Source organism: Candidatus Brevundimonas phytovorans, assembly GCA_029203145.1.
Lineage (GTDB): Bacteria > Pseudomonadota > Alphaproteobacteria > Caulobacterales > Caulobacteraceae > Brevundimonas > Brevundimonas phytovorans.
This window is the reverse complement of sequence record CP119309.1, coordinates 1723549-1748587: the sequence shown is the minus strand read 5'-3', so window position 1 is coordinate 1748587 and position 25039 is coordinate 1723549. Positions and strand designations below refer to the sequence as shown.

The following is a 25039-nucleotide window of genomic DNA, read 5'->3' as shown; positions in this document are numbered from 1 at the left end:
TCTTCGGGACCCGGAGGCGATATGATGCTTTTCACCATTTGCTAAAGCGCACGCGGGATCGGTGTGCTGAGAACCGAGCGCCTCCTGGCCGACGAGCAGGCGGCTATCGCACAGGTGAAACGCCGGTTGGGCGCGAGCAGGACGTTCAGGAAGCCAGGGTTCGAGGACGGGGAATTGCGGTTCAAGGTTTCGTCGGACGCCAGTGGCGTGCCGCCGGCGGCCGGCGGGCCCAGTTGGATATCTTGACCCAACGCCGACGGCGCGGCGACGGAACGCGTGCGGCGCATGAGGATTAACACGGCGACCCTTAACGCGAGGAGACCGTCCTGATCAGTCCCCTGATCCAGAAGCTGTCGCGCCGTGATGATCTATCCGAGCCGGAGAAGGTGGTTCTGGGTGAGCTTCTTCAGCCGCCGGTCGTCATTCCGGCGGGAGCCGACATCGTCCGGCAGCATTCATCGCCCGGCTTCAGCACCCTGATCCTCGACGGCTTCGGGGCCCGATATGTCGTGCTGATGAACGGTTCGAGGCAGATCACGGAACTGAACGTGCCCGGCGACTTCGTCGATCTGCACAGTCTGATGATGAACCCGATGGATCACGGGGTGGTTGCGCTCACCACCTGCACGGTGGCGCGATGCCCCCATGAGGGCCTGCGCCGGCTGACAGAGACCGAACCCCATCTGACCCGGCTGCTCTGGATGGACACCCTGATCGACGCCGCCGTGCACCGGCAATGGATCGCAGGCCTGGGACGCCGGACCGCCGTGGCGCGCCTCGCCCATCTCCTGTGCGAACTCTATCGTCGCCTGGAGATTGTCCATCGCGCGGGTAGCGGAAGGATGGAGCTTCCTCTCAGCCAGGCCGTCCTCGCAGACGTCCTCGGGCTGTCGGACGTCCACGTCAATCGTTCCATCGCCCAGCTTCGGAGCGCGGAACTGGTCAAATGGACAGGACGCGCCATCGAGATCTGCGATTGGGACGGCCTGGTCAGGCAGGCGGAGTTCGACCCCACCTATCTGAGGCTGACAAAGGCTCCGGTCTAAATCTGGTCTAGTTCGTGGTTGTCGATCACGAGACCCGAGGAGGGAGGGCGATGGCTCCGAAATTTCCATAGGGAAACCGGTTCCGGCACGGGCACGTCCGAAAGACTGTCCAGTCCGGCCAGGCGATCCTTCAGGTCTGTGCCGAAATACTTGTCGCGGGGCGGAGAGCCTAGAAGCTTGAAGGGTCCGTTCGACCCCTGTTCCAGGGCGGCGTGGTCTCGCCACAGGCGTCGCCATTGTCGGATCCAGGCGCGCGTCGCCAGGATCTCGACCGGAGTCGCGGCCTCCACCTCGCCGGCGATGACCCGCATCAGGTCCATGATCGAGATCAGGTCGTCCACGACCCCACGGTCGATGTCGACATAGCGGGGGTAGAGCAGTTCCTCGCGGATGATGGAGACCATGGCGAACAGCCGGCAGAGTTCGGCGGGGCGGTCCGCGCCCGTCTCCGATTCAAGATGGTCCTTGAAACGGCTGTCGAGATAGCGGAGCTCGGCAAGCATGTTCAGAACCTCCTTCTTTCGGAACCAGGGACGATATTGAAAGCCAATCGTCCGCGCCCCGGCGCCCAGAGTCCTCTTTTGGTCACTGGCGGAGGACGGGGTTTGGGGAAACCCGATAGATCCAGGCGGGCAGGCGGCGCTCTGGAACTTTGGCAACCCCTGCGGGAGGCGGGAATTGATTCAGGATGCAGAACCAGATCGTGATCGTGGGCGGCGGCGCAGGCGGCCTGGAGCTGGCCGCCCTTCTCGGACGCCGGCTGGGCCCCCACGAAGGGCCCCGGAAAGTGCTCCTCATAGACCGGGCGGTCTTTCATCTGTGGAAACCCTCCCTTCATGAAGTCGCGGCCGGCTCGCTGGACTCGAGGCAGGAAGGCCTCGACTATCTGATGCTCGCGCGTCGCAATCATTTCAGGTTCATGCTGGGCGAGGTCGAAGGCCTCGACCCCGTCGCGCGCCGCCTTCGTCTGGCTGAAACGCGGGACGTCGACGGCGCCCTGCTGATCGGGGCGCGGTCGCTGGATTTCGAATGCCTGGTTCTGGCTACGGGCGCCGGGAGCCATCTGTTCGACACGCCCGGCGCGGCGGAACACGCCTGTCTGCTCGAGGACGTGGGGGACGCGGAAGCCTTTCACCGGCGGCTCGCCGCGCTCTTCCTGTCATCCGCCTATGACGGTCGCCGTCTGCTCAGGATCGCCATCGTCGGGGCCGGCGCGACGGGGGTCGAACTCGCCACGGAGCTTCTGGAAGGACATGGGGTCCTGTCGGCGGCGCTCGACCCCACCGAGCGTTTCACGCTGGAGGTGACGGTGGCGGAGGCCGCGCCGCGCATACTCGGCGGTCTTCCCCAGACGGTCGCCGACAAGGCGGCCCGGGCCTTGCGGGCGCGCGGCGTCCGGCTCGTCGTCGGGGCGCGGGTGACGCGCGTCCGAGCCGACGGGCTGGAGACCGGCGCCGGCGAGATTCCGGCCGACCTGATTGTCTGGGCCGCCGGGGTGAAGGCGGCCGAGATCAACAGGACCTTCGGCCTGGCCACGGGGCGTCTCAACCAGTTCGTCGTGGACGATCGCCTCCGCACCTCCGCTTCCGGCGTCTACGCCATGGGCGACTGCGCAGAGGCGCCGGGGCCTGATGGACGCCCCGTTCCGGCCAGGGCCCAGGCCGCATCCCAGGAGGCCGCCTACCTGGCGAGAGCCCTGACGCGGCCCGGGGATCCCGGACCCTATCGATACCGCGACAAGGGCTCCCTCATCTCCCTCGGCCCGGGTCATGGGCTGGGCTCGCTGATGGGCGGACTCGTCGGCCCCGACTTCCTGATCGAGGGACTTCTCGCGCGTTGGGCCTACATGGCTCTTCACCTCGAGCACCACCGGGTTGTCGTCGGTCTGCGCAGAACCGTGCTGCTGGCCCTGAGCCGGTTGTTCCACCGCCGTGTCTCTGGGCGCCTCAAGCTGCACTGAAGAAAGCCCCCGGCTGGTTGGCCAGGGAAGGGCTCGGCGGGTCAGCCGCGCCGACTCGGCGCCGGTCGCCGGGGCGAGACCCGGCTGCGGGTCCGGCCGGACCGACGCATCAGGGGCGTCCGACCGAAGACGAAAGCGAGCAGCCAGCCAACAAGGCCGCCTGGTCGTATCGATGTTGATCCGGCTTTCGACATGAAGCCATCCTGACCCTGTGCGCAGGGGCGCCCAACAACATGGGTTAGGAAGATCGGCGACGCCTGCGACCGATGGCACGTCGTCATAGGACAGGTGGGCCGAATCCAGTTTGGGCCAAGGCGCCTTTGGCAGCGTGTCGTGATCTGGAGTTTGCGCGATCAGGCGACTTGCGCGGCAGTCGCGCTCTAGGTCCGCGTCGAGGCGGCGGTGGAACGGGTGTCTCCGCCTGCATTCTGGCCGGCGCGGAAGACCCGGATGGGTTTCTTTTCCTCCAGACCGTCGGAGCGTCCGTCCGTGCGGGCCGGCGCCGTCACCGTGGGGTCGGTATTGTCCTCCGGGTCCGGTCGGGGCGGCTGGTCTGGGCTTCGGGTCATGGCGTCCTCGAGAGTAGGCGTGAGGTCAACCCGTCCGGGGTCCGACCGGTTCCGGTCACGCCAGGCCCTCAGAAGGCTGTGGGAATGAGCGGTCCGCAGACGGCGCTGAGGTTGGCCGCCTGAACCAGGCCGGGCAGATCCTGAAGCACGGTGCGTCCCGCCCTGTAGTCGACGAGAACATTGCGTCGAAGCTGCTGGAGGGTGCGGTTCATGTGAACGGCGCTCAGGCCGAGGATGTCGGCGAGCACGTCCTGCGTCAGGGGCAGATGGAGGGCGCCGCCACGCGCGGACCCGAGGCGGACCTGACGCTCGTGCAGTTCGAGCAGCAGGTGGGCCGTGCGTTCGTAGGCGTTGAGCCGCCCGAGCCGGACGACCTGGCGCGCCATGCGTAGGCGTTCGGCTGTCCGGCAGCGCCGCCAGGCTTCATTCAGCGGGGAGGCCTGGACGCTGGATTCGGAAAGGGTGGTCCAGAAGGCGGTGGCGTCCACGGTAACGATCTCGGTCAGGGCCCAGACCTGGAGATCGGCGTCCACCGATCCCGAGGCCACGATGACGTCGCCGGGCAGGCTGAGGCTGACGATCTGACGTCGTCCGTCGTTCAGCATGGCGCCGCGCGCGATCCAGCCGCTCGTCACCAGCCGGGCCTGGTTGCGCTCGGGGTCCATGGGAATGGCGGCGCCGGAGGGCTGCTGCTGGGGCGCGCCTGTGAAATTGCTGCGGATCAGTGCAGTCCCCTCCACACCGATCGGGGCGAAGCTGGCCAGCATCCGCTCCAGGGGCGCGGTGAGGCGGGCTTCAGGACCTGTATCCGACTGATTCTTCATGGCCTTCGACCAACAGCATGGCTTCGACGACCAGTTCTTCACATAGGTTGGTTTTCGCGCGTTTCGTGCTGGCCGGGTGCTGAAATCAGGCGCCGGCCGATGCGCCGCTGGTCCAGAATTTCGCGTCCAGACAGGCTGCTGGGCGAGTGTCGGCGCCCAGACCGTCGGAGAGAATCTCCAGCGCAGGTTCCAATCTCGCGGGGCGGGAGGGCACGAGACCGTCGCGGGGCGTCCAGAGGTCATAGGAACGCATATGGGCGTCCGCAGCCGTAAATAGGAGGCAGAGATCTGCAGCGAGCCCCACGAGAATCAGGCGGGTGGCGCCGAGGGAGGGCAGGAGCACCGGCAGACCCGTGCCGTAGAAGCCCGACTGCTGGGGTTTGATGATGAAGACGTCGTCGTCGGCGGGCGCCAGACGTCGGGAGATCGAAGCCCCCCGCGCCCCGGCGCGGCAGGCCCGGTCGACGATCTGCCGGCGGTCTTCAGACCATCGATCGAAGTTGTCATTGACGTAGATGACCGGCGCGCCGCAGCGGCGGGCGGTCGCACGAAGGTCGTGGATGACGAGGCTCGCGGCTTCGGCCTGGTCCAGGATCGCCGCGGCGCCGTCGAATTCCAGGTCGTTGATCATGTCTATGATCAGCAGGGCGGGGCGTTCGCCCGCAGGATGTCCGGAAGCCGTGGGCGACATCGTGGGTCAGCCGCCGACGTAGCGATCAAATTCCTGGAGATAACGGATCTTCAGTCGATCCTGGTCCTCGGCATGGGCTTTCAGGTGGAGAAACCACCCGTGCTCTTCCTCGTACATATGGGTCAGGACGGCGCCCTCGACATGTTCCCACTTGTCGAGCCATGCCAGCGAGTCCGGCGCGATCGTCTCCAGTTCAGCCATCTGCATCTTGGCGGCGGTCTGCTCGCCATAGGCCAGTCCGGCCTGGCCCTTGTGGCCGTGGCGGGCCATGGCCGGATAAAGCACCAGTTCCTCCGCCAGGCTGTGACCGTTGAGGACGAGGGCGAGGGCGTCCCGCGCCGCCAGACGCGCTTCGCCCGCAGCCGCCTCACGTCCGGACTGAAACGCCGCCCGGATCGCCTCGTGATGATCCAGGGCCGCGGACAGCCAGTCTCCGGGGGCGGCGGCCTCCCGCGCGGCCGCCGTGGCCTCGGCCCTTTTTTCCGCCGAGGGGGCGGGCGTGATGGCGGCGAGCGCCTTGTCGATGACGGACATGTCCTGCTTCTCCCTGGGGCTTCAGTCAGGCCTAACGATCCGCGAACAGGCCGGTCGGCAGAGACCGGTAGCCGACTCAGCCATCGACCGTCCGTCAGACGGTGACGACGCCGCCGACGGCGGCGATGCGCTCGACTTCGGCATAGGAGGCCCGTGCGAGGCTGGCGCCGAAGACGTCAGGATCAATCTCCTCATAGACCAGCCGGGCCCCGCGCCGGTCGGCCAGGGTTGCGAGGGCGGTGCGCACCAGGTCTTGGCCGGCTACGACCGGAGCGCCGGTGTAGAGCAGGAGACGTCCGCCGGGCGCGAGGCGGGAGAGGGCTTCTTCCGCCCACTCCAGAGCGACCTCCGCGCCGTACTGACCGCCGCCGTCGCGGTACAGCCGTCCGCTGCGCCCCGCCATGTAGGGCGGGTTGGCGGCGATCAGGTCCCAGACGCCCTCAGCAGGAAACCCGCCTGGCCGGAGATCGATCGGGAGACCGGCATGTCGGGCGTTGAGGCGGCAGAGGCGAAGGGCCTGGGGGTTGATGTCGGTGGCGACGACGGAGGCTTCGGGATCGAGGGCGGCGATCGCGAGGGCTCCGGCTCCCGCGCCGACCCCGATCTCGAGCGCCTGTCGCCAGGCGGAGCCGCGCAAGGTCTGGCGAAGGAAGCGGACGTAGCGATAGCTGTCGGGTCCGAGGAAGACGGCCCGTTCCTCCGCAGAGGAGGCGGAGTGCAGGTGCAGGCGTCCGTCCAGACGACTGACGCGGAGCCGGGAGCGGAGCCCGTCCCCGTCCGCCTCGAGAGCCCCGGCCTTCGCCAGGGCGTCAAGAAGCCATGCCGGGGCGAGGGGCGGATCGAATACCCGGCCCCAGCCCAGGATGTCCCGGAGGAGGTCGGGGGCTTCCGCCCGGCGCCGTCGCGCGACCAGGCCATGGACGGCCGGGGTGGGCGAGACGAAGTCGTATCCGGCGGCGTCCAGGCGGGAGAGCAGATCGAGGAGGGCGGCGTCGGCGGGCGAAAGGACCTGCGACGTCAAGCGGAACGACGCAGGGGGGCTGCGCCCCAGAGATGGGCCCGGTAGGCGTCGAAGCAGCGGGCGCCGGCCATGAGCCGCATGATCGCGCCCTCAGCCAGGGCGCGGACGCACTCCGGGCGCTCCGCGGCTAGGGGGCGAAGCACCTCCTCGTTCCAGGCCTCGGAATGGGCGATGTCCAGGGTGGCGTGAAGGGCGAAATACTTGCGCTCCACCCCGACGCCGAGCCGCTTGAGGCCCTCGGCCACATGGGCGGCTCGCCAGGGGGCCGTGAGCTCTACAGCCCCCAGGGCGCCGAGGGCGTGGTAGGCGTAGCGTCTCTGGGTCGAGAAGGCGACGAGGGTGTTGCCGAGGGCGAGGGACGGCCACGCCGTCTCATCGATGCGGGGATGCAGGTCGAGCGCCGCGGCGAGACGGTCCAGCATGGGACCGTGCATGCCGGCTTCCGACCCGCGGCCCATTTCGTCCCAGTAGTTGCGCGCCAGTTCGAGCTTGGGACGGGCCGGCATCTTGACCTGGGCCATGGCCACGAGATCCTCGAACCCGGCCTCGCCCGCCACCTCCTGCAGCAGGAACCAGCGCATCTCCTCCATCGTCGCCGTCTCGGCGAGCCAGGGAAAGAGCGGGTCCGCCTCTCCGGGGCCGGAGCCCTTGAGCCCCTCGAACCAGGCGACGAAGGCGTCGGCCGTGGTCGGCAGGTCGGCGAGCCAGGGCGCGGCCTCGGCCCGGTCGCGTTCGATGAATTCGCCCTCGACCAGCATCATCTCCGCATCGTGGCGGAGGTCGTCACGCCAGGTAGAACGCGGCGTGGCCGGGGCGAGGCGACGGTGGTTCCAGTGCGCCAACCGGCGATGAAAACCCGCCGGGTCCGAGGGTTCGGGGGCGGGGAGCGGGGCTGGACCCTCTGGCGACATGAAAGGCTCCTGTGACTTGGGGACTGCCATACGCCCTGCCGCGACCCAGGGTTCCCGAAGGGGGGCGAGACCCCGAAATCCCTGCCTCCGTGTCGGGTTTCAGACAGTGGAACTGCGTCCGTGACCGTCGGTTCATCCAGTCCTTCAGGGAGGCGCCGAATGGAAGAGACTGGATTTAGCTGGACGATCAGCCGGGTCGAGGAGGCCTGGGCCTGGGTCGTGTCGGACCCGTCGGACGGGGCGGCTCTTGTCGCCGGCCAGGCCCCGTCCCGCGCCGTCGCCGCCGCCATGGTGGTTCGCGCCCTGGCGCGCGGCATGACCGAGGCAGCGCCTCGCGAGTTGGCCGCATGAACGCGACGACGACGAGCGGACCGCGGGCGATGCAGGTCCTGGAGCGGAGCCTCTATCGCGGTCCCCATCTTTACAGCGTCAGGCCCATGGCGCGCATCCGTCTCGACCTGGGTCGGATGGAGGACTGGCCGACCAATCGGCTGGGCGACTTCACGGCGCGCCTGATGGAGGCGCTGCCGGGCCTCGAGCGGCACGGCTGCTGCTACGGCGAGCCGGGAGGGTTCGTGCGTCGCCTGCGCGACGGGACCTGGTTCGGCCACGTCGCGGAGCACGTCGCCCTGGAACTGCAGACCCGCGCGGGAACCCCTGTCACCCGGGGCAAGACGCGTTCGGTGCGCGGCCAGCCGGGCGTCTACGACATCCTCTTCACCTATGGCGACGAGACCACGGCCCTTCTGGCCGGACGACTGGCCCTGCAGATTTGCGACGCCCTGCTGCCGGAGGCGCTCGCCGGGATCAGCGGCCTGGACCGGGTCTGCGCGGACAGTCTCGATCCGCGCCTGCCGGGCGCCGTCAGCGCCGATGAAGCCGGGACCATTCTCCGCGACGCGGTGCGCCGGACGGCCTTCGGACCCTCCACCCAGGCCCTCGTCGACGCCGCGAGACGCCGGGGGATTCCTGTCGAACGTCTCAATTCCGGCAGTCTCCTGCGTCTGGGCTGGGGCGCGCGGCAGAGGCGCCTGCGCGCCAGCGTGACGGACCGCACGGGCCTGATCGCGACCGAACTGGCGGGCGACAAGGCCCAGGCCAAGGCCTTGCTCGAGGCCGTGGGCTGTCCGACCGCCCGCGGAGAGGTGGCGCGCACCGCGGACGAGGCCGCCGCCGCCGCCGCACGCCTGGGCGGCAGGGTCGTGGTCAAGCCGCTCGACGGCAACCATGGACGGGGCGTGACGACAGGCCTGGACACGTCCGAGGCCGTCAGGAAGGCCTTCGCCCTCGCCGCGCCCCACGGTCGGCGGGTCATCGTCGAACAGGAGCTTCCGGGCCGGGATTACCGGGTCCTGGTGGTCGACGGCAGGGTCGTCGCCGTCGCCGAGCGCAGGCCGCCCTGCGTCGAGGGCGACGGGCGTCGTTCGGTCGCGGAACTGGTCGAGGCGGTCAACGCCGATCCGCGCCGGGGCGTCGGCCATGAGAACAGCCTGACCCGGATTCGCCTCGACGAGGAGGCGCTGGCGCTTCTGGCCCGCCAGGGCCTGTCGCCCGAAAGTGTTCCGGAGGCCGGCGTCAGGGTCCTGCTCCGGACCGCCGCCAACCTCTCGTCCGGAGGGATGGCGACCGACCGGACCGAAGAGATTCATCCGGCCAACGCCGCCATCGCGCGGCGGGCCGCCCTGGCCCTTGGGCTCGACGTGGCCGGGGTGGATCTTCTGGCCCCGGACATCCGCCGTTCGGTGCGCGACACCGGCGGCGGCGTGGTCGAGGTCAATGCGGCGCCGGGATTGCGCATGCATCTGTCGCCTTCCGAAGGCGAGGCGAGGGATGTCGCCCGGCCGATCGTCGAGATGATGTTCCCGCGGGGCGTCCGGTCCCGCATTCCTGTCATCGCGGTGACCGGCACCAACGGAAAGTCGACCGTGGGCCGGATGATCGCCCATGTGCTGCAGGCGGAAGGACGGACCGTGGGCCTGACCAACACCAGCGGCGTCTATGTCGACGGAGAACGAATCCGCGCCGGCGACGCCAGCGGTCCGCGCAGCGCCCGGATGGTGCTCAGTGATCCCGTCGTCGACGTCGCGGTGCTCGAGTGCGCCCGGGGCGGCATCCTGCGCGAGGGCCTCGCCTTCGACCGCTGCGACGTCGGCTGCGTCCTCAACGTCCAGCCCGACCACCTGGGGCTCAAGGGGGTGGACACGCTGGAGGATCTGGCGAAGGTCAAGTCGGTCGTGGCCGAGGCCGTGTCCCGACGGGGATTGAGCGTCCTCAACGCCGATGATCCGCTCACCCTGCGCATGGCGCGCCATGCCGGCGGCCGGGTCTGCTGGTTCTCCATGAGGGGCGGCGCCGAGACGCCGGGCTTCCTGCTCAAGCACGTGGCCGAAGGCGGGGCCGCGGTCCTCTATGACGCCGCAAGCGGCGTGCTCGAGCTTCACGACCGGGGCGATCGCCGCCGGCTGGCCCATGCGGCCGAACTGCCCTCGACCCTGGGCGGGGCGGCGGCCTTCAATGTGGCGAACAGCCTGGCGGCTGCGGCGGCCTGCTACGGCGTGGGCGTGCCTCCGGAGCGCATCGGCCGGGCCCTCGCCGGCTTCACGTCCAGCTACGAGCAGAATCCCGGTCGCCTCAACATCTGCGACCGGCACGGCTTCCGGGTCATCATGGACTACGCCCACAATCCGGACGGCCTTCGGGCGCTCGGCGGCCTCGTGGCCGCGATCCGTCCCGCCGGCGGCCGGACGATCGCCATGATCAGCATCCCCGGCGACCGGCGGACGCAGGAGATCGTCGCCATGGGCGAGATCAGCGCCGGCTTCTTCGACGAGGTCGTCTTCCGGGAGACGCCCGACAACCGCGGCCGTCCCGCGGGAGAAGTGATCCGCCTGCTTGGCGAAGGGGCGCTGCGCAGCGGAGCGGACGCATCGCGTTTCCGCGGCGTGCAGAAGGAGGAGGAGGCCGTGGCCGCATGTCTTGAGGCGGCGCGACCCGGGGACCTTGTCGTCCTGACGCCGACCCGCATCGAGGCGGTGTGGGCGCAGGTCCAGGCCTTCCGCCCCGCCTTGCCTTCCTCGGCCCTGGGCCTGAATGCGCCCGGCGTCGTCCTGGAGCCTCCTCATGGGTGAGGGCCCTCTGATCATCATCGGCGGGCATGAGGACAAGACCGGCGAGCGGGTCATCCTCAACGAGGTTGCCCGGCGCCTCGACGGCGGCAAGTTGGTGATCGCGACCATCGCCTCCCATGAACCCGAAGGCTATTTCGACAGCTATCGGGAAGGCTTCAAGGGCCTCGGCGTCGGTGAACTGATCGAGCTCTACGTCGAGGACCGCGCCGAGAGCCATGAGCGGGACCTTCTCGACCGGCTTGACGGCGCCGCCGGCGTCTTCTTCAGCGGCGGCGACCAGCTCAGGCTGGCCAGCCAGATCGGCGACACGCCGATCGAACGACGCATTCGCGATCTCCATGCGCGCGGCGGCGTGATCGCGGGGACGTCGGCGGGGGCTTCGGTGATGAGCGAGACCATGCTGGTGAAGGGACCGAGCGCGGAGACCTACAGGATCGGCGAGGTGCACATGGCTCCCGGACTGGGCCTGCTCCCCAATGTCATCATCGACCAGCATTTCGCCGAAAGGGGAAGGTTCGGCCGGCTGCTGGGCGCGGTGGCCCACAATCCGCGGATCATGGGGCTGGGCATCGACGAAAACACGGCTGTGGTGGTCGAGCACGGGCGGTTGAGGGTGCTCGGCGACGGCGCCGTCTATGTCGTCGACGGGGAGGATGCGACCCATTCCAATATCTCTGAAGGCGGCGCCGAGGACGCCCTGTCCATGTTCGACGTGCGCCTCCACGTCCTGGCCCGGGACGACGGCTTCGACCTCGCCCGCCGTCGTCCGCAGCGCGCGACCCCCGAAGAGACGGGCGGGAGCGGCGATCCGCAGTGACCTGAACCCGACACGCCGGCCCCAGCGCTCGTCGCGGGGGTTAGCCTCCTGAACCGACTGCAAGGAGGGACGCCGACATGACCAATGCAGACGACGTCTGGCGCGACGTCTTCGTCACGGGCCTCAAGAACGCCCATGCCGTGGAAAACCAGGCCCTGGCCCTGATGGATCGCCAGATCGACCGCGCGCGAAACTTCACCGAGGTCGCCGACCGGTTGAAGGCCCACCGTCGTGAGACCGAGGGACAGATCCTCCGCCTGGAGACCCTGCTGGACGGCTTCGACGAGAAGCCGTCCGGGCTCAAGGACGCTGCGCTCTCGCTCGGCGGCAATCTGGCGGCCATGAGCCACAGCTTCGCCGAGGACGAGATCCTGAAGAACGCCTTCGCCAACTACGCCTTCGAGAACTTCGAGGCGGCCTCCTACCGGGCCCTGATCCTTCTGGCTGAGAGCGGGGGCTATTCGGCGGCCTATGACCCCCTCGCCGCCACCCTGGAGGAGGAGGTGCGCATGGCGCGCTGGGTCAACGACAGCCTGCCCATGCTGGTCGAGAAACACCTCGAGCTCAGGCGCGCCGGCGAGAAGGCCAGCCGCTGAGCCATCAGACGAACTCTGGCTTTATTTTCTTTTTTATCAACCGGATGACGACATCATGTTCATGCATAACAAGAAGCTGATGTATACGGTTCGGGTCGCCGAACCCAACCCGGCCCTCGCCACGCTGATGCTCGAACAGTTCGGCGGACCCCAGGGCGAGCTTGCCGCCGCCATGCGCTACTTCACCCAGGGACTGGCCGACGAGGACGTCGGCCGCCGCGACATGCTGATGGACATCGCCACGGAGGAGCTGAGCCACCTGGAGATCATCGGCTCGATCGTCGCCATGCTCAACCGCGGGGCCAAGGGAAGGCTCGCCGAGGCCGCCGAGGAGGAAGCGGACCTCTACGCCGGCATGACCTCGGGCGGCGAAAGCCACACCATGTCCATCCTCTATGGGGGCGGCACGGCTCTGATCAACTCCGCCGGCGTGCCCTGGACGGCGGCCTATATCGACTCCATCGGGGATCCGGCCTGCGATCTGCGCTCCAATATCGCGGCCGAGTCCCGGGCCAAGATCGTCTATGAGCGGTTGATCAACATCACCGACGATCCGGGGATCAAGGACGCCCTGACCTTCCTCATGACGCGCGAAGTGGCCCACCAGAAGTCCTTCGAGAAGGCCCTCTACGCCATCCCCGCCAACTTCCCGCCTGGCAAGCTTCCGGGCCATCCGGACTTTGCCGACAAATATTACAACATGTCCCAGGGGGAGGGGGATGCGAGAGGCGCCTGGAACGAAGGCGAGCAGTGGGAGGTCGTCGATGATCGCGACGCCCAGGCGGCGGTGGACGGCGGCGCGGGGGACGCCTCGGTCAAGCTGTCGGCGGCCGACAAGAAGACGGTGCAGGCCTTTGCGGCCCGCACCCGGTCCGACCCTTCGGCCGATCCGATCACCGGAGCCGATCTCGGCGCCGGCCCGGGAGCCGGCCGAACCACGCCCCTGGAAGCCCAGTCCTGATTGCGGATCGAGGCGTCCTGCGGGGCGCCCTCGCCAGGGGCCTCGCGGAGGCGTCAGACCGGCCGCCCGCCGCGCGCAAGGTCTCGGCGGTCTCAAGGGAGCGACGACAGGGTGAAGCCAGCACGACTTCGGGGCGTTCGTGAGCCGGAAGGTTCGCGAACCAGGTTCCGGGGGCGCGGGCCTGCACTAGGCCCTGGGGGCTCAGCGGGACGTCCGCGTCCCGCATTTCCAGCTGGATGCGATCATGGCCGGCAACCTCGAGCGCGACATCGCCGACGCCTTGCCCGTGGCGAACCGGCCAGAGGGCTGCGGCTCAGCGGGACCGGTCAGCCCTCGCGGCCGGTGTCGCGTTGGGGGCGATCGGCGAGCCTGAACCTCGGCCGCCGCATCTTGCCCGCACGTGGAGGAGCGCCGGTGCGGCTCGACGGGCTCAGGCCGCCTCGGCCAGCGCAGGGACGGGCGGAGCGGAATGGACGACGTCCTGACCGCATGTGTTCGGAAGAGGGCCCGGCGCAACCGGCTCCGGGCGCTTCGCCGGAGCCGCCGCAGGGCAGGGCGGCGACGTGAAGACATAGAAGCCGCGGTCGGCCATGGCGGCGAAGAAGTCCTGATCGTAGACGCGATCCGCAAACATCGAAGCTGACAGTCTCCCTTCTGTCCATCGGGAGGGCGTAACGAGACCCATGCGGCGGCGTTCCATGGGTCCGGCTTCCGACTCTTTGAGCGCGAACCTCAATCGCCTGCAGCTCGCTCAAGGGGCGCCTCGGCGCCCGTCATTCGCGGGTCGGGTCGCTTTTCCTGATTTCTCAGAAACCCGGTCAATGCCGTGGCGAGGTAGACAAGGGCCAGGAGCAGAAGGAGGAGGCCTCCGAACTGCAGGAGCCGCCGGGGGTTGCGCAGGACTGGCGGCTTGTCGGCGGATTTCATCGGAGCGCCTTCCTTCTGGCCGGGTGTTCGTGGGTTCAAGCGCCCGGAGCCCTCGCCTGTTCCCGGGGGAGCCGCTGGCTCGCCGATCCGCCGTTTCGAGGACGCCTCCGGAACGCGTGGGCCGCCGAAGCGCTACCGGGGAGCAGCGAGCCGCCGGACGCCCTCGTCCTTCGCGGTCGTACAGACAATCCCGAGCCAGATGAGGAATGGACATGAAATTCTATGAGATCATCGTCGCCGACGCCCATGGCGCCGAGCGCAAGCTGAGGGTGCCTTCTCCGACGGACGCCCAGGCGGCGGACGCCGCCGCCCCCTTGTTGAACAGCGGGGACTCCATTCTTTCGATCCGCGAGACGCCCGACGACGGCCTTCAGAGAACCGACGGTCCGCCCCCCAAGACTCAGGCGGAGGAGCTCGCGCCGACCACGCCCGGCATGGCGTCCCGTCGCGATGCTTCGTGATCCATGCAGGCCGTCCCGGCGGAGACCCCCGGTGAGATGAAGCTTCGCGTCGGCACGGCGGGCTGGGCCATACCGGCCGGGGTGAAAGATCGGTTTCCTGTCGAGGGGAGCGGGCTCGAACGCTACGCCGGCCGGCTCGGCGCCGTGGAGATCAACTCCACCTTCTACCGCCGCCACCGGGTCTCGACCTTTGAACGCTGGGCCGCCGCCACGCCGCCGGATTTTCGGTTCGCCGTCAAGGCGCCGCGCGAGATCACGCACCGTCGCAAGCTGGAGAACTGCGAAGGCCTGCTCGCGGACCTGGCCGCCGATCTCAGGGGGCTCGGCGACCGCCTTGGGCCGGTCCTGATCCAGACGCCGCCCGGCCTGGCCTTTGACGAGACCCGGACAGGTTCCTTCCTGCACGCCTGCTGCGCCCTGCTTGAGGCGTCGATCGTTCTGGAGCCGCGACATCCTTCCTGGTTCACGGCCTCGGCGGATGACTGGCTCGCCTCGCGCCAGGTCGCGCGCGTCGCGGCCGATCCGGAGCCGGCGCCGGGCGCGGGCCGGCCTGGCGGTGCCGCAGGCATGGTGTATTTTCGTCTTCACGGCAGTCCGGACATGTATCGCTCGGCCTACGGGGGCGAGCGGCTCAAGGCCATCCTGCAAAGGGTCATGGCGGCGGGCGCTGCCGGGGCCGAGCGCTGGGTCGTCTTCGACAACACCGCCTCGGGCGAGGCCGCCGCGGACGCGCTGGCGCTCGCTGCTCTGGCGGGCGCCGTCTAGTCGCCGGTGTGGTCGTGGGGGGCGGCGACCGGCTTGGATTCGGGCGACTCGCGCTGCCTCAGGAAGATCGACAGGACCACCAGCACCGCCGTGGACAGGAACTCGCTCTGCCAGTTCTGGAAGGACTCGAACCAGAGCTGCGGGTCGGCGAGATAGGCGAGGGCGCCCTTCGCGGCTTCTCCATGCTGCCGCGCCTCTTCGCCGGCCGCTCGCGCGCTCTGGGTCCAGTGGACGAGGAAGGAGAGGAGGAAAAGCAGGATCAGCGCCAGACCCAGGGAACGTGCGTAGACCGCGCGTGAGAAGGCGCCCCAGCGCAGCGGCGCGGGCGCGCCCGGCTTGTCGGCCTGGGTCTCAAGATCGGCGTCGCGGGGCGGCGCCTCCGGGTCGCGGGATTCTGACGAGCCCTTCTGGATCAGAAAGGCGGTCAGGACCACATAGGCCGCCATCTGCAGGAACTCGCTCTCCCAGTTTTCGAAGACGGTCGACAGGAAGGGGGCGCTTCCCAGGTATGCCATCAGCGTGCCGCCGTCCTGGCCGTGTCGCAGGGCCTCCGCCGTCTCAACGCGCCAGCCCGCGAGGGCGTGGCCCAGGATGCTGATGGCGAAGAAGAGCGTCAGGACAAGGGTCAGGCTGTTGTCTCGCAAGAAGCGCATGGGGCCTCCGGTTCCTCCATGAAAGACGTCGCTTGACGGCCAGGGCTCCTGTGACGCGCCAAGCGCCGCAAGGGCTCCCTGTGTCGGGTAGAGAGCGTGTGAAACGGACCTCTGCGACAGGGATTGCCCTGTCTCACCGCAAGGACGCCCCTCATGAACGCCCAGCAGTCCGGAGCGCTTTCGCTCGCCTCCATCGCCCTCAACCTGACCCTGCTCGACACCCTCGTGGAGAAGGGACTTCTCGACCAGGAGGAGGTGCGGCGCCTCTTGCTCCAGGCGGACGACAAGGTCGGGAAAAGCCCGTCCATGGAGGTCACCCGGGGCTTTCTCGCCGGTCTCCGTCGTGATCTGGGTCTAGACCAAGCCTAGGAGCCCCGCCGCCGCTCGAACGGGGCGACGGGGCGAGCGCAGGCTTCGCCTTGGCGCTCTCGGCGGACCAAGACCCCCAGCGCTCGGCCGGCGGGTTTCCAACGGACACGCCCCTGCGCAGGTTCCGGCGGGGCGCAGGCGGTCCGGATGGTCCTTGTGTCGCCTTTCCGACAGTGTCGGGCAGCCCCGCTGCGCCGGGCTCGCAGGGGCCTCGTCGTGACCGGTAGCGGTCGCTGGAAACCCCCCGGCCCGACGCGCGCTTCGTCTGTCACATCCACAAGGAGCTCATGACCATGCGACACGCCCCGACCTTCGCCGCCGCCGCCGCCGCCGCCACGCTTCTGTCCGCATGCAGCCCGCAGGGCGGAAACGAAGCGGTCGACAAGGCCCAGGACGCGGTCTCCGCACCCGTCGGCCAGACCTCGGCCGCGACCATGGGGAGCAACCTCGTCAGCGCCTATGTGCCCGGCGCGGCCATGGGAGACATGTATGAGATCCAGGCGGCCGACATCGCCCTGGAGCGCGCCAAGCGGGCCGACGTCAAGGCCCTGGCCCAGATGATCAAGACCGATCACACCGCCGCCGCCGCCGCCCTCAAGACGGCCGCCGCCTCCGCGGCTCCGGATGTCGCGCCGCCCGCCGAGCTGGACCAGCGTCGCAAGGGCCTGCTGGACAATCTGAGATCGGCGGGCGTGGCGGACTTCGACAAGGTCTATATCGACCAGCAGGTGGCGGCCCACCAGGAGGCCGTGACCCTCCATCGCGGATTCGCCGACAATACGGATGCGCCGGCCCTGGCCACCCACGCACGGACCGTCCTGCCGAAGATCGAGGCTCACCTGCAGAAGGCCCAGGAGATCCAGGCCGCGATTTCCGGCTAGGCGACATGGCGCCCAGGCTGAAGGTCTTTGAATGGTCAGACGGGTTTCACCGTTTCACGGTGGCGGCCCCATCCCGGCCCAAGGCCCTGGCCGCCTGGGGCATTCAGCAGGACATCTTCGCTTCCGGGCTCGCCAGGGAGGCGCCCGAAGCCGAGGACGCCGAAGCGGCGCGGGCGCGCCCTGGTGAGGTCGTCGAGCGGGGGCTGGCGGTTGATGTCGGCCAGGCCGGTCCCCGGGCGGCGCGGCGGAAGGCGCGCAAGCGACCGACCGCGGCGGAGCAGCGTCGGGTTCGGAGCCTCGAGAACGAACTGGAGGCGCTTGATCGGGCTCACGCCGACAGCGCAGAGGCTGTTCGCGTCGAGATGAAAAACCTTGAAGCGCGGGCCGCCGATGAGAAGGCGCAGTTTGACCAGACACGGACCAAGCTTGTTCGCGAGCTGGCCAAGGCGCGCGGGAAACTATGATGGGCGGAGGCGGCCGCGCCTCCCCGGAACCGGAGAGAACCCATGCAGACACAGCCGACAAGCACTGACGCGGACATGGCGTCGACAGGCTTTCTGAACCACGACGTCCATGACGGGGATCATGCCTCCTCGTCCATACAGGCCGTCATGATCAACCGGCCCAGGTCCGAGCTCTACGCCTTCTGGCGAGAGTTCCGGAACCTTCCTCTTTTCATGGCCAATGTCCGGTCCGTCAGCAGCGACGGACGCGACTGGGTCATAGCCGGGCCCGGCGGCATGGATGTCGAACTGGAAACCGAGATCGTCGAAGACCGGCCGGGCGAGAAGATCGCCTGGCGGTCCACGGCGGCGGCGGACGTCGATCACGAGGGCTGGGTCGAGTTCCGCGACAACGCCTTCGGGCGAGGGACCGAGGTCCGCGTCATGATCAGCTATGACCCGCCCGCCGGCGCCGTGGGCAAGCTGGTGGCCAAGGTGATGCAGCGCGAACCGCGCATCCAGGCCCGACGCGAGCTTCGCCGCTTCAAACAGCTGATGGAGACGGGGGAGGTTTCCACCTCCCAGGCTCCCGCCGCCGCGCCCCGCGGCTGAACCTCAAGGACGAATTCCATGCGCGCACTGACCTGGCACGGCAAACACGATGTCCGGGTGGACACGGTCCCCGATCCCGAGATCGTCAATCCCCGCGACGCCATCATCAAGATCACCGCCACCGCCATCTGCGGCTCGGACCTTCACCTCTATGACAGCGTCATCCCCGGCATGCACCGCGGCGACATCCTCGGCCACGAGTTCATGGGCGAGGTGGTCGAGGTGGGGCGCGGAAACACCAGCCTGCGGGTCGGGCAGAAGGTGGTGGTCCCCTTCGTCATCGCCTGCGGCCAGTGCTTCTTCTGCGGAAAGGAGCAGTATTCCGCCTGCGACAACTCCAACCCCGCCGACAAGTCCGACGCCTCCGAGGTCGCCTACGGCTACCCGGCGGCGGGGCTGTTCGGCTATTCGCACCTGACCGGCGGCTATGCGGGCGGGCAGGCGGAGTACGCCCGCATTCCCTATTCGGACGTCGGACCTATCGTCGTGCCTGACGGCATCGAGGACGAGAGGGTGCTCTTCCTGTCTGACATCTTCCCCACCGGCTGGATGGCGGCGGAAAACGCCGGGATCGAGCCGGGCGACACGGTGGTGGTCTGGGGGTGCGGGCCCGTCGGCCTGTTCACGATCAAGAGCGCCATCCACATGGGCGCGGCGCGGGTGATCGCCATCGACCACCATCCGCGCCGTCTCGCCCTGGCGAAACAGAACGGCGCCGAGGTGCTCAACTATCACGAGGTCAAGGTGCTGGAAGCGCTCAAGGAGATGACGGCGGGCATCGGACCCGACGCCTGCATCGACGCCGTGGGCATGGAGGCGCATGGTTTCGCGCCGGACAACATCATCGACGCCGTCAAGCAGGAGACGAAACTGGGCACGGACCGTCAGCACGTCCTGCGCGAGGCCATCATGGCCTGCCGCAAGGGCGGGCGCATCTCCATGCCGGGGGTCTACGGGGGGATCGGCGACAAGCTGCCGATCGGCGCCTTCATGCAGAAGGGACTGACCCTGAAGACCGGCCAGACCCATGTGCAGAAATACCTGCCGAAACTGCTGGAGCTGGTGATGGACGGCCAGATCGACACCACAGACCTGATCAGCCATCGCCTTCCGCTCGAGGAGGCGGCGACGGCCTACAAGAACTTCCACGACAATCCCAATGAGTGGACCAAGGTCGTCCTCAAACCCTGAGCCGCCTCAGGACGCCCGGCTCGTCGGCGAACAGGACGAAGGCCCGTCTCCGGTGGAGACGGGCCTCGATGGCGGAGCCTTGCGGCTCGACGCGGTCGGATGAAGGCGGGCGGTCGGGCTAGTCCGGACCCAGGCGACGGGCCCAGCGGGCTTCGTCGCTCGAAGGACCGAGGCGTTTATTGGCGATTGTCGCGTTCATGGCGCTTCTCCTCGCTGGACGCCTGCCGTGTCGAACGCGCCTCGGCCGAATGACCCTTGTGCACATCCTTCTCGCCTCCGCCGCCCGAGACCTGGTTTCGGGGCGACAGATGATCGGGATCTTCGGCGTCCTTCACTACGGGATCGGGCTGCGGGGCCTGCCGGTTCTGGTGACTTGAGCCCGGGCCGCCCCAGCGGTCGGCGTCCTTGTCTCGGTCCATTGACGTGTCTCCCTCTGTTGGTCCACGCCTGTCGAACCGTCGGCATGACGCCGTGTTCCTACTGTCGGGCAGCGGGCCCTGGCGGTCTTCGCGGAACCCGTTTCGGTCCCTTGTCAGGGCGGGCGCCCTGGTCGCGTGGTGTTCAACGGTTGCTGACGGGCAGGATATCAGTTCCGGCTTTGTTCTCTTTCTGCTAGGCGTGGCGAATGGACGTCGCCGCGCTTCGTAAGATCATCCATGTGGATATGGACGCCTTCTTCGCCTCGGTGGAGCAGAGGGATGATCCGGCCCTGCGCGGACGGCCGGTGGCCGTAGGCCACGCCGCTTCGCGCGGCGTGGTCGCCGCCGCCAGCTATGAGGCGCGCAGGTTCGGCGTGCGGTCGGCCATGCCGTCGAGCACGGCCTTGCGGAAATGCCCTGAGCTGATCTTCGTACCGCCCCGTTTCGAGGTCTATCGCGCTGTCTCGGCGCAGATCCACGCCATCTTCGCCGACTATACGCGCCTGATTGAACCCCTGTCCCTGGACGAGGCCTATCTCGACGTCACCGCCAATATCCGGGGACTGCCGACGGCGTCGGCGACGGCCGAGGAGATCCGCGCGCGCATCCTTGAGGAGACCGGCCTGACGGCGTCCGCCGGGATTTCCTACAACAAGTTCCTGGCCAAGCTGGCCTCGGACCAGCGCAAGCCCAATGGCCAGTTCGTGGTCCCGCCGGGGAGAGGGGAGACCTTCGTCGAGGGCCTGCCGGTCAAGCGTTTCCATGGCGTCGGGCCGGTGACGGCGGAGAAGATGAACCGCCTGGGCATCGAAACGGGCGCGGACCTGAAGCGTCAGTCTCTGGCCTTCCTGCAGCATCACTTCGGCAAGTCCGGCGCCTGGTACCATGGCGTGGCGCGGGGCGAGGATCAACGACCCGTCAATCCGGATCGCGAGCGCAAGTCGAGCGGATCGGAGACCACCTTCGCCAGCGATCTGGTCGATCCGGCGGCGATCGAGGCCGCTCTGGACGAGATGGCCGACGATGTCTGGGCCTGGTGCGAAAAGGCCGGGTCGCTCGGCCGGACCGTGACGGTGAAGGTCAAGTGGGCGGACTTCCAGCAATCGACCCGAAGCCGCTCCTTCAATGAGCCGGTCGCCTCGAAGGCGCGGTTGCGCGAGATCGCCCGCCTGCTGGTGCGGTCCCTCTATCCTCCGACCAGAGGCGTGCGCCTGGTCGGGGTGACCCTGTCCAATCTGGAGAAGGGCTCGCCGAAGCCTGACTTGGGCGAACTGGCGCTGTGACGGCCATGCTTCAGGCCGATCTGTTCGGCCACGTCCGCGCGCCTGCCGTTCCGCCGGGCTTTGACTACTGGCCGGAGGTCCTGACCGAGGCGGAGCAGGCGGCGGTGGTCGAGCAATTGCAGGGGCTGGACTTCAGCCCCTATGAGCACATGGGCTACCAGGGCTTCCGGCGGATCGCCGCCTTCGGACGTCGCTACGACCTGGAGCGGGGCCGGCTGGAAGCCGCGGATCCCTGGCCGGCGTTTCTGCAAGACCTGCTGCGACGTCTGACGGGACGGATCGATCTGGACGAGGCGGCTTTCGTCCAGGCTCTGGTCAATGAATACGCTCCCGGAGCCGGCATCGGCTGGCACCGGGATCGGCCGGTTTACGGGGAGATCCTCGGCGTCTCCTTTCTCGCGCCCTGCGTCATGCGCCTGCGCCGGAAAGACGGGCCAGGATGGAGCCGGTCAGCCGCGCCCCTGGCGTCTGGATCGGCCTATCGACTGTCAGGCGAGGCGCGGAGGGATTGGGAGCATTCGATCTCGCCGATGACGGCCCTGCGCTATTCGATCACCTTCAGGACCCTGGCCTGACCGCAGAGCCTAGCTGGCCAGGATGTCAGCGGCTTCGGGATGGCGCTGGGCCAGGCGGGAGGCCCAGTCCGCAGACATCGGGCGAGCCTGGCGCGCCTCGCGGGGGCGCGCCAGGACGAGGGCGGCCGCCTCCCTGTGAGCGGGCCAGTCCATCAGAAGACGCATGGCGGCCTCGAAGTCAGGGTGGCTGGAGGCATGGGCGAAGGCGCGGTCCAGGGCCTCGACGTCGTCGAAATCGGGCAGGCGCGAGAGGTAGTCGCGCAGAACCGGGGCCGCCAGGTCGCGCTCGAACAGGGTCCACCGCAAGTCCTGGGCTTCCTGGCGGTTTCCTTCGGCCTCGAGCACGTCGATGGAGGCGGCTTCCCAGGCCGGGGTCAGACGGGGCGCGCCCTCCTTCGGGTTATGGCCGAAGGTCCAACGCCGGTTGAGCGGGGAGGGGCGCAAGGGGGCTTCCAGGGCGGCGCGGGCTTCGGCGACGCGGCCGGCGTCCAGAAGGCGGCGGGCGATGTCCGCGGCTATGTCGGGGGAACCGGCCTGTTCGGGGGTGACGAGGGACAGCCAGAGATCGAGGTCCCCGGCCCTGTCCGCGAGGCGGCGCAGCAGGTTCCGGCCTGCCGGGGTCTTCCTGGCCGAGGCGTCCAGGCCGTCCAGCAGCCGGCGCGCCGAGACGGGGCCCAGGGCGTCGCCAGCAGCGGAAATCCAGCGTCCATAGTCCTGCGGACGCCGTTCAAGGGCGTCGACCAGATCCTGCAGGGCCTTGTCGCCGCCAGCCTCTGCGAGCGCGAAGAGATCCGGCGCGGCCGCTTCGAAGGCGGCGGGGAGTTCGCCCCGTGTGTCCTTCACGCGGGCGGCCAGGCCCGGATAGAGGTCGAACCAGCGGATGAGGACGGCGAGCGCCTCGGCCGGCGCCTCCGGCGACAGACGCTCGACAATCATCCGGAAGTGGGCGTTGAGGTCCTCGATCAGCTCGGCGCGCTTTCGCCATGACACGCGGGTGCGGGCGGCGGCGAGAGCGGTGATGCGCTTGTCGATCTCCAGGGCCAGGACATCAGGCCCCGCCTCGGCCGCCAGTTCGAGACGAAGGCGGCGCTTCAGGTTCGGGTTTCCGGCGCCGGCCTCGATCAGCAGGTCGGCCAGGCGCGGCGCGCCGAGGTGGATGAGGCTGGCGGCTGACAGCCGCGTCGAGAGTCTTGATTGACGCGCCATGAGGTCCTTTGCGAGGAGGGCGAACCTGCCCGAACCCTTATAACATGCTCATCCTGACGCCTGCCGAAACGGGAGAGGTAGGGTTAAGAGAGGGGTCTTTTAGCGAGATATCCGTTCCGACGGCTTCATGGCGCCGCCGGGCCCACTGAAGGCCCGCTCTGATGGTCGGCGCTCAGGCGTGGAAAGTCGACCGTTCCGCGGCTGTGTCGCCGGAAGCCTGGACCGCCCGCTCGATGGCCGCGTAGAGGGTTTCGGGTTGCACCGGCTTGCCGACGAAATCATCCATCCCCGCCGCAGCATATTCTTCCTGCTGATGCTGCAGGGCGTTGGCCGTCAGGGCGAGGATCGGCGTGCGCCGTCGTCCAAGGAAGGTCTCTTCGGCGCGGATCGCGCGCGTGGCGGCGATGCCGTCCATGACGGGCATCTGGACGTCCATGAGGATCACGTCCCAGTGGCGCTGCCGCCAGGCCTCGAGGGCCTCCAGGCCGTTTTCGACAAAATGGCATTCCACATCGACTGGTTCGAGAAGAAGCTCGAGGACCTTGCGATTGATCGGGTGATCCTCCGCCGCCAGGATTTGCAGCGGAACGGGCCGGTCGCCCGGCGGGGTTTCGCAGACGGCGGCCGCAGGCGGGGCGGGTTCCGCCTCTTGCCGAGACCGCGGCGGGGTCCGTTGTTCGGGCAGCGGGAGGACGATTTCAAACCTCATGCCCGCGTCCGGAAGACGTTCGGCGCGAATGTCGCCCTCCATCAGCGCGACGAGATCGGCGCAGAGAGAGAGGCCCAGACCGGCGCCGCCGTGACGGCGCGTCGGGGACTCGTCGAGCTGCACGAACTTCTGGAAAAGCAGCGCCATCTGGTCGGCGGCCACCCCGGGACCGGTGTCGGACACCGCCAGCCGCAAGCCCTGCCGGGCGGGGCGAGCCTCGACCAGTATCCGTCCATGGTCGGTGAATTTGACGGCGTTCGAGATGAGATTGGCCATGATCTGGCGCACCCGCGTTTCATCGCCGACATAGACCTCCGCAAGGTCCGGCGAGGCGGCCAGACGCAGCTCCAGACCCTTGGCCGCCGCCGCGGGTTCGAAGAGGCGGACCAGACGGTCGAGCAGGTCGCGCAGGGCGAAGGGGCGGGAATCCAGAACGAAGTGACCGGCCTCGATCTTGGACAGATCAAGCATGTCGTTGAGCAGGACCCTGAGCGCTTCGCCGGATTCCAGAAGCAGCAGACTCTGCTCGCGCTCGCGCGGCGGCAGGTCGGCGCCCGCGAGCGCTCGCGCCAGACCCAGGACGCCGTTGAGCGGCGTTCTGATCTCATGGCTCATATTGGCGATGAAGGCGCTCTTGGCCCGGCTGGCCGCTTCCGCCTGACGGCGCGCGGCGACCGCCGCCGCCTCGGCGGCGCGCTGGCGCGCCATGGTCCTGGACAATCCCCTGACGGCGGCCACGGTCGCGGCCGCCAGCAGCATGCCGGCCACCAGGAGCTGCACCGCCGCAAGCGGCGAGTCATAGCTGAGGTAGAGGAAGACCGGCAGGCTCAGGAGCAGTCCGATATGGGGCGCCAGCGCCGCCAGGGCGACAGCGCGCGAGCCGCCGGTCGTCATGGCCCCGTTGAGGAGGGCTCCCGAAGCCAGGACCGCGGCGCAGACCAGGCCGAGCGTGTCCAGCGTCATGGCCTGACGCAGGGCGAAGCTGGCGAAGACCAGGTTGCCCGCCAGAACCAGAGCCAGCCCCGGAAACGTCAGACGTCGCCGGAGCCGGGGGGAGGCGCTCCACAGGGCCGTCAGGAAGCGCTCGCCGGCCTGGACGAGAAGATAGGTCCCGGTCCAGGCCAGGGCGAAAAGGGAACCCGTCATGGGCCAGAAGACCAGGGCGATCAGCAGGCCGAACCCGATCCGCGTGCGCCACTGCTCCGCGCGCCGCCTCAGGGCCTCTCCAATCCACCGTCGCTCCATAGGGGTCATGCCGGTCTCTCCTGACGGCGAGGATGGTGGGACGGTCTTCGTCAACAAAACGTTCGACGTCTGCGTGAAGCGGAACAGAGCATGGCCCTTGATCATTGCCGCTACGGAGCTGTGATGCGCTCCATCCTTCGGCGGGCGGACGTCGTCGTCGCAAGGCGCGCGGCGTCCGCCATCTGCCGCTGGAAAGTCCCCCGGTTCCCGGTCGGGGCCCCGCTAATACTGGAACTGGCCCT

Annotated in this window: 29 protein-coding genes; 16 read left to right on the top strand and 13 right to left on the bottom strand. The window is 68.6% G+C overall.

What is annotated here, in order from left to right:
- Nucleotides 1–386: 386 nt before the first annotated feature.
- Nucleotides 387–1046, top strand: coding sequence for a Crp/Fnr family transcriptional regulator (locus P0Y52_08640; GenBank protein WEK56619.1), 660 nt, complete (start codon nt 387–389; stop codon nt 1044–1046).
- On the opposite strand, the gene P0Y52_08635 is transcribed toward P0Y52_08640, so the two are convergent.
- The gene (locus P0Y52_08635) at nt 1043–1549 is read right to left on the bottom strand and encodes a hypothetical protein (protein ID WEK56618.1); all 507 of its coding nucleotides are present in this window, start codon (nt 1547–1549) and stop codon (nt 1043–1045) included. The two genes, P0Y52_08640 and P0Y52_08635, sit on opposite strands and share 4 nt — an antisense overlap.
- 185 nt (nt 1550–1734) lie before the next feature.
- On the opposite strand from P0Y52_08635, the gene P0Y52_08630 reads away from it, so the two are divergent.
- Nucleotides 1735–3006 carry an FAD-dependent oxidoreductase gene (locus tag P0Y52_08630; GenBank protein WEK56617.1) on the top strand — a complete coding sequence of 424 codons (1272 nt, stop codon included), beginning with the start codon at nt 1735–1737 and terminating at the stop codon, nt 3004–3006.
- 380 nt (nt 3007–3386) lie between these two features.
- On the opposite strand, the gene P0Y52_08625 is transcribed toward P0Y52_08630, so the two are convergent.
- The 6 genes from P0Y52_08625 to P0Y52_08600 form a co-directional block, all read right to left on the bottom strand.
- Complete coding sequence (locus P0Y52_08625; GenBank protein WEK56616.1) at nt 3387–3575, bottom strand: hypothetical protein; 189 nt, start codon at nt 3573–3575, stop codon at nt 3387–3389.
- Nucleotides 3576–3643: 68 nt separating this feature from the next.
- On the bottom strand, nt 3644–4399 hold the full coding sequence (locus P0Y52_08620; GenBank protein WEK56615.1) for a Crp/Fnr family transcriptional regulator: 756 nt from the start codon (nt 4397–4399) through the stop codon (nt 3644–3646).
- Nucleotides 4400–4484: 85 nt separating this feature from the next.
- Nucleotides 4485–5090 carry a cysteine hydrolase gene (locus P0Y52_08615; GenBank protein ID WEK56614.1) on the bottom strand — a complete coding sequence of 202 codons (606 nt, stop codon included), beginning with the start codon at nt 5088–5090 and terminating at the stop codon, nt 4485–4487.
- A gap of 6 nt (nt 5091–5096) precedes the next feature.
- Entirely contained in the window at nt 5097–5624 is a 528-nt protein-coding gene (locus P0Y52_08610; protein WEK56613.1) for a hemerythrin domain-containing protein, read from the bottom strand.
- A 94-nt stretch (nt 5625–5718) separates the two neighbouring features.
- Nucleotides 5719–6645 carry a methyltransferase gene (locus P0Y52_08605; protein ID WEK56612.1) on the bottom strand — a complete coding sequence of 309 codons (927 nt, stop codon included), beginning with the start codon at nt 6643–6645 and terminating at the stop codon, nt 5719–5721.
- A complete protein-coding gene (locus tag P0Y52_08600; protein ID WEK56611.1) occupies nt 6642–7556 on the bottom strand; it encodes an iron-containing redox enzyme family protein in 915 nt (304 codons plus the stop codon). Before P0Y52_08600 ends, P0Y52_08605 begins: the two co-directional genes overlap by 4 nt.
- Nucleotides 7557–7715: 159 nt before the next feature.
- On the opposite strand from P0Y52_08600, the gene P0Y52_08595 reads away from it, so the two are divergent.
- From P0Y52_08595 to P0Y52_08575, 5 genes are all read left to right on the top strand, one after another.
- Complete coding sequence (locus P0Y52_08595) at nt 7716–7907, top strand: hypothetical protein (GenBank protein WEK56610.1); 192 nt, start codon at nt 7716–7718, stop codon at nt 7905–7907.
- Nucleotides 7904–10684, top strand: a complete 2781-nt coding sequence (cphA, locus tag P0Y52_08590) for a cyanophycin synthetase (GenBank protein WEK56609.1) — start codon at nt 7904–7906, stop codon at nt 10682–10684. The genes P0Y52_08595 and cphA overlap by 4 nt, the downstream gene beginning before the upstream one ends.
- The gene (locus tag P0Y52_08585; GenBank protein ID WEK56608.1) at nt 10677–11501 is read left to right on the top strand and encodes a cyanophycinase; all 825 of its coding nucleotides are present in this window, start codon (nt 10677–10679) and stop codon (nt 11499–11501) included. Before cphA ends, P0Y52_08585 begins: the two co-directional genes overlap by 8 nt.
- A gap of 77 nt (nt 11502–11578) precedes the next feature.
- Complete coding sequence (locus P0Y52_08580) at nt 11579–12097, top strand: ferritin-like domain-containing protein (protein WEK56607.1); 519 nt, start codon at nt 11579–11581, stop codon at nt 12095–12097.
- A 55-nt stretch (nt 12098–12152) separates the two neighbouring features.
- Nucleotides 12153–13058: a manganese catalase family protein gene (locus P0Y52_08575; protein WEK56606.1), complete on the top strand. Its 906-nt coding sequence runs from the start codon at nt 12153–12155 to the stop codon at nt 13056–13058.
- Nucleotides 13059–13488: 430 nt separating this feature from the next.
- Here P0Y52_08575 and P0Y52_08570 read toward each other — a convergent pair whose 3' ends face one another.
- On the bottom strand, nt 13489–13692 hold the full coding sequence (locus P0Y52_08570; GenBank protein WEK56605.1) for a hypothetical protein: 204 nt from the start codon (nt 13690–13692) through the stop codon (nt 13489–13491).
- Nucleotides 13693–13790: 98 nt separating this feature from the next.
- A complete protein-coding gene (locus P0Y52_08565) occupies nt 13791–13985 on the bottom strand; it encodes a hypothetical protein (GenBank protein WEK56604.1) in 195 nt (64 codons plus the stop codon).
- A 212-nt stretch (nt 13986–14197) separates the two neighbouring features.
- Between P0Y52_08565 and P0Y52_08560 the strand changes: the two genes are divergently transcribed.
- Both P0Y52_08560 and P0Y52_08555 read left to right on the top strand, forming a co-directional pair.
- A complete protein-coding gene (locus P0Y52_08560; GenBank protein WEK56603.1) occupies nt 14198–14446 on the top strand; it encodes a hypothetical protein in 249 nt (82 codons plus the stop codon).
- A 3-nt stretch (nt 14447–14449) separates the two neighbouring features.
- Nucleotides 14450–15211: a DUF72 domain-containing protein gene (locus P0Y52_08555; protein ID WEK56602.1), complete on the top strand. Its 762-nt coding sequence runs from the start codon at nt 14450–14452 to the stop codon at nt 15209–15211.
- Here P0Y52_08555 and P0Y52_08550 read toward each other — a convergent pair.
- Complete coding sequence (locus P0Y52_08550; protein ID WEK56601.1) at nt 15208–15864, bottom strand: hypothetical protein; 657 nt, start codon at nt 15862–15864, stop codon at nt 15208–15210. The genes P0Y52_08555 and P0Y52_08550 overlap by 4 nt on opposite strands.
- Nucleotides 15865–16017: 153 nt before the next feature.
- Between P0Y52_08550 and P0Y52_08545 the strand changes: the two genes are divergently transcribed.
- From P0Y52_08545 to P0Y52_08525, 5 genes are all read left to right on the top strand, one after another.
- Entirely contained in the window at nt 16018–16233 is a 216-nt protein-coding gene (locus tag P0Y52_08545; GenBank protein WEK56600.1) for a hypothetical protein, read from the top strand.
- 293 nt (nt 16234–16526) lie between these two features.
- A complete protein-coding gene (locus tag P0Y52_08540; protein WEK56599.1) occupies nt 16527–17114 on the top strand; it encodes a DUF4142 domain-containing protein in 588 nt (195 codons plus the stop codon).
- 5 nt (nt 17115–17119) lie between these two features.
- Nucleotides 17120–17578, top strand: a complete 459-nt coding sequence (locus tag P0Y52_08535) for a hypothetical protein (protein WEK56598.1) — start codon at nt 17120–17122, stop codon at nt 17576–17578.
- Between the two features lie 42 nt (nt 17579–17620).
- Nucleotides 17621–18169, top strand: a complete 549-nt coding sequence (locus P0Y52_08530; protein ID WEK56597.1) for an SRPBCC family protein — start codon at nt 17621–17623, stop codon at nt 18167–18169.
- An 18-nt stretch (nt 18170–18187) separates the two neighbouring features.
- Nucleotides 18188–19360, top strand: a complete 1173-nt coding sequence (locus P0Y52_08525) for a glutathione-dependent formaldehyde dehydrogenase (GenBank protein ID WEK56596.1) — start codon at nt 18188–18190, stop codon at nt 19358–19360.
- A gap of 176 nt (nt 19361–19536) precedes the next feature.
- Here the strand turns inward: P0Y52_08525 and P0Y52_08520 are convergent, their stop codons facing one another.
- Nucleotides 19537–19779: a hypothetical protein gene (locus P0Y52_08520; protein WEK56595.1), complete on the bottom strand. Its 243-nt coding sequence runs from the start codon at nt 19777–19779 to the stop codon at nt 19537–19539.
- 206 nt (nt 19780–19985) lie between these two features.
- On the opposite strand from P0Y52_08520, the gene dinB reads away from it, so the two are divergent.
- Together dinB and P0Y52_08510 are read left to right on the top strand one after the other, a co-directional pair.
- Nucleotides 19986–21062: a DNA polymerase IV gene (gene dinB, locus P0Y52_08515; protein WEK56594.1), complete on the top strand. Its 1077-nt coding sequence runs from the start codon at nt 19986–19988 to the stop codon at nt 21060–21062.
- Nucleotides 21063–21067: 5 nt separating this feature from the next.
- The gene (locus tag P0Y52_08510; protein WEK56593.1) at nt 21068–21637 is read left to right on the top strand and encodes an alpha-ketoglutarate-dependent dioxygenase AlkB; all 570 of its coding nucleotides are present in this window, start codon (nt 21068–21070) and stop codon (nt 21635–21637) included.
- 9 nt (nt 21638–21646) lie between these two features.
- On the opposite strand, the gene P0Y52_08505 is transcribed toward P0Y52_08510, so the two are convergent.
- Together P0Y52_08505 and P0Y52_08500 are read right to left on the bottom strand one after the other, a co-directional pair.
- A complete protein-coding gene (locus P0Y52_08505; protein WEK56592.1) occupies nt 21647–22843 on the bottom strand; it encodes a hypothetical protein in 1197 nt (398 codons plus the stop codon).
- A gap of 172 nt (nt 22844–23015) precedes the next feature.
- The gene (locus P0Y52_08500; protein WEK56591.1) at nt 23016–24806 is read right to left on the bottom strand and encodes a response regulator; all 1791 of its coding nucleotides are present in this window, start codon (nt 24804–24806) and stop codon (nt 23016–23018) included.
- Between the last annotated feature and the right edge of the window lie 233 nt (nt 24807–25039).

What these genes read in the sequence shown, in the direction of transcription:
- P0Y52_08635 (WEK56618.1), bottom strand. Translation starts at nt 1,549, where the DNA reads ATGCTTGCCGAGCTCCGCTATCTCGACAGCCGTTTCAAGGACCATCTT.
- P0Y52_08630 (WEK56617.1), top strand. Translation starts at nt 1,735, where the DNA reads ATGCAGAACCAGATCGTGATCGTGGGCGGCGGCGCAGGCGGCCTGGAG.
- P0Y52_08625 (WEK56616.1), bottom strand. Translation starts at nt 3,575, where the DNA reads ATGACCCGAAGCCCAGACCAGCCGCCCCGACCGGACCCGGAGGACAAT.
- P0Y52_08620 (WEK56615.1), bottom strand. Translation starts at nt 4,399, where the DNA reads ATGAAGAATCAGTCGGATACAGGTCCTGAAGCCCGCCTCACCGCGCCC.
- P0Y52_08615 (WEK56614.1), bottom strand. Translation starts at nt 5,090, where the DNA reads ATGTCGCCCACGGCTTCCGGACATCCTGCGGGCGAACGCCCCGCCCTG.
- P0Y52_08610 (WEK56613.1), bottom strand. Translation starts at nt 5,624, where the DNA reads ATGTCCGTCATCGACAAGGCGCTCGCCGCCATCACGCCCGCCCCCTCG.
- P0Y52_08600 (WEK56611.1), bottom strand. Translation starts at nt 7,556, where the DNA reads ATGTCGCCAGAGGGTCCAGCCCCGCTCCCCGCCCCCGAACCCTCGGAC.
- P0Y52_08595 (WEK56610.1), top strand. Translation starts at nt 7,716, where the DNA reads ATGGAAGAGACTGGATTTAGCTGGACGATCAGCCGGGTCGAGGAGGCC.
- cphA (WEK56609.1), top strand. Translation starts at nt 7,904, where the DNA reads ATGAACGCGACGACGACGAGCGGACCGCGGGCGATGCAGGTCCTGGAG.
- P0Y52_08585 (WEK56608.1), top strand. Translation starts at nt 10,677, where the DNA reads ATGGGTGAGGGCCCTCTGATCATCATCGGCGGGCATGAGGACAAGACC.
- P0Y52_08580 (WEK56607.1), top strand. Translation starts at nt 11,579, where the DNA reads ATGACCAATGCAGACGACGTCTGGCGCGACGTCTTCGTCACGGGCCTC.
- P0Y52_08575 (WEK56606.1), top strand. Translation starts at nt 12,153, where the DNA reads ATGTTCATGCATAACAAGAAGCTGATGTATACGGTTCGGGTCGCCGAA.
- P0Y52_08570 (WEK56605.1), bottom strand. Translation starts at nt 13,692, where the DNA reads ATGTTTGCGGATCGCGTCTACGATCAGGACTTCTTCGCCGCCATGGCC.
- P0Y52_08565 (WEK56604.1), bottom strand. Translation starts at nt 13,985, where the DNA reads ATGAAATCCGCCGACAAGCCGCCAGTCCTGCGCAACCCCCGGCGGCTC.
- P0Y52_08560 (WEK56603.1), top strand. Translation starts at nt 14,198, where the DNA reads ATGAAATTCTATGAGATCATCGTCGCCGACGCCCATGGCGCCGAGCGC.
- P0Y52_08555 (WEK56602.1), top strand. Translation starts at nt 14,450, where the DNA reads ATGCAGGCCGTCCCGGCGGAGACCCCCGGTGAGATGAAGCTTCGCGTC.
- P0Y52_08550 (WEK56601.1), bottom strand. Translation starts at nt 15,864, where the DNA reads ATGCGCTTCTTGCGAGACAACAGCCTGACCCTTGTCCTGACGCTCTTC.
- P0Y52_08545 (WEK56600.1), top strand. Translation starts at nt 16,018, where the DNA reads ATGAACGCCCAGCAGTCCGGAGCGCTTTCGCTCGCCTCCATCGCCCTC.
- P0Y52_08540 (WEK56599.1), top strand. Translation starts at nt 16,527, where the DNA reads ATGCGACACGCCCCGACCTTCGCCGCCGCCGCCGCCGCCGCCACGCTT.
- P0Y52_08535 (WEK56598.1), top strand. Translation starts at nt 17,120, where the DNA reads ATGGCGCCCAGGCTGAAGGTCTTTGAATGGTCAGACGGGTTTCACCGT.
- P0Y52_08530 (WEK56597.1), top strand. Translation starts at nt 17,621, where the DNA reads ATGCAGACACAGCCGACAAGCACTGACGCGGACATGGCGTCGACAGGC.
- P0Y52_08525 (WEK56596.1), top strand. Translation starts at nt 18,188, where the DNA reads ATGCGCGCACTGACCTGGCACGGCAAACACGATGTCCGGGTGGACACG.
- P0Y52_08520 (WEK56595.1), bottom strand. Translation starts at nt 19,779, where the DNA reads ATGGACCGAGACAAGGACGCCGACCGCTGGGGCGGCCCGGGCTCAAGT.
- dinB (WEK56594.1), top strand. Translation starts at nt 19,986, where the DNA reads ATGGACGTCGCCGCGCTTCGTAAGATCATCCATGTGGATATGGACGCC.
- P0Y52_08510 (WEK56593.1), top strand. Translation starts at nt 21,068, where the DNA reads ATGCTTCAGGCCGATCTGTTCGGCCACGTCCGCGCGCCTGCCGTTCCG.
- P0Y52_08505 (WEK56592.1), bottom strand. Translation starts at nt 22,843, where the DNA reads ATGGCGCGTCAATCAAGACTCTCGACGCGGCTGTCAGCCGCCAGCCTC.
- P0Y52_08500 (WEK56591.1), bottom strand. Translation starts at nt 24,806, where the DNA reads ATGACCCCTATGGAGCGACGGTGGATTGGAGAGGCCCTGAGGCGGCGC.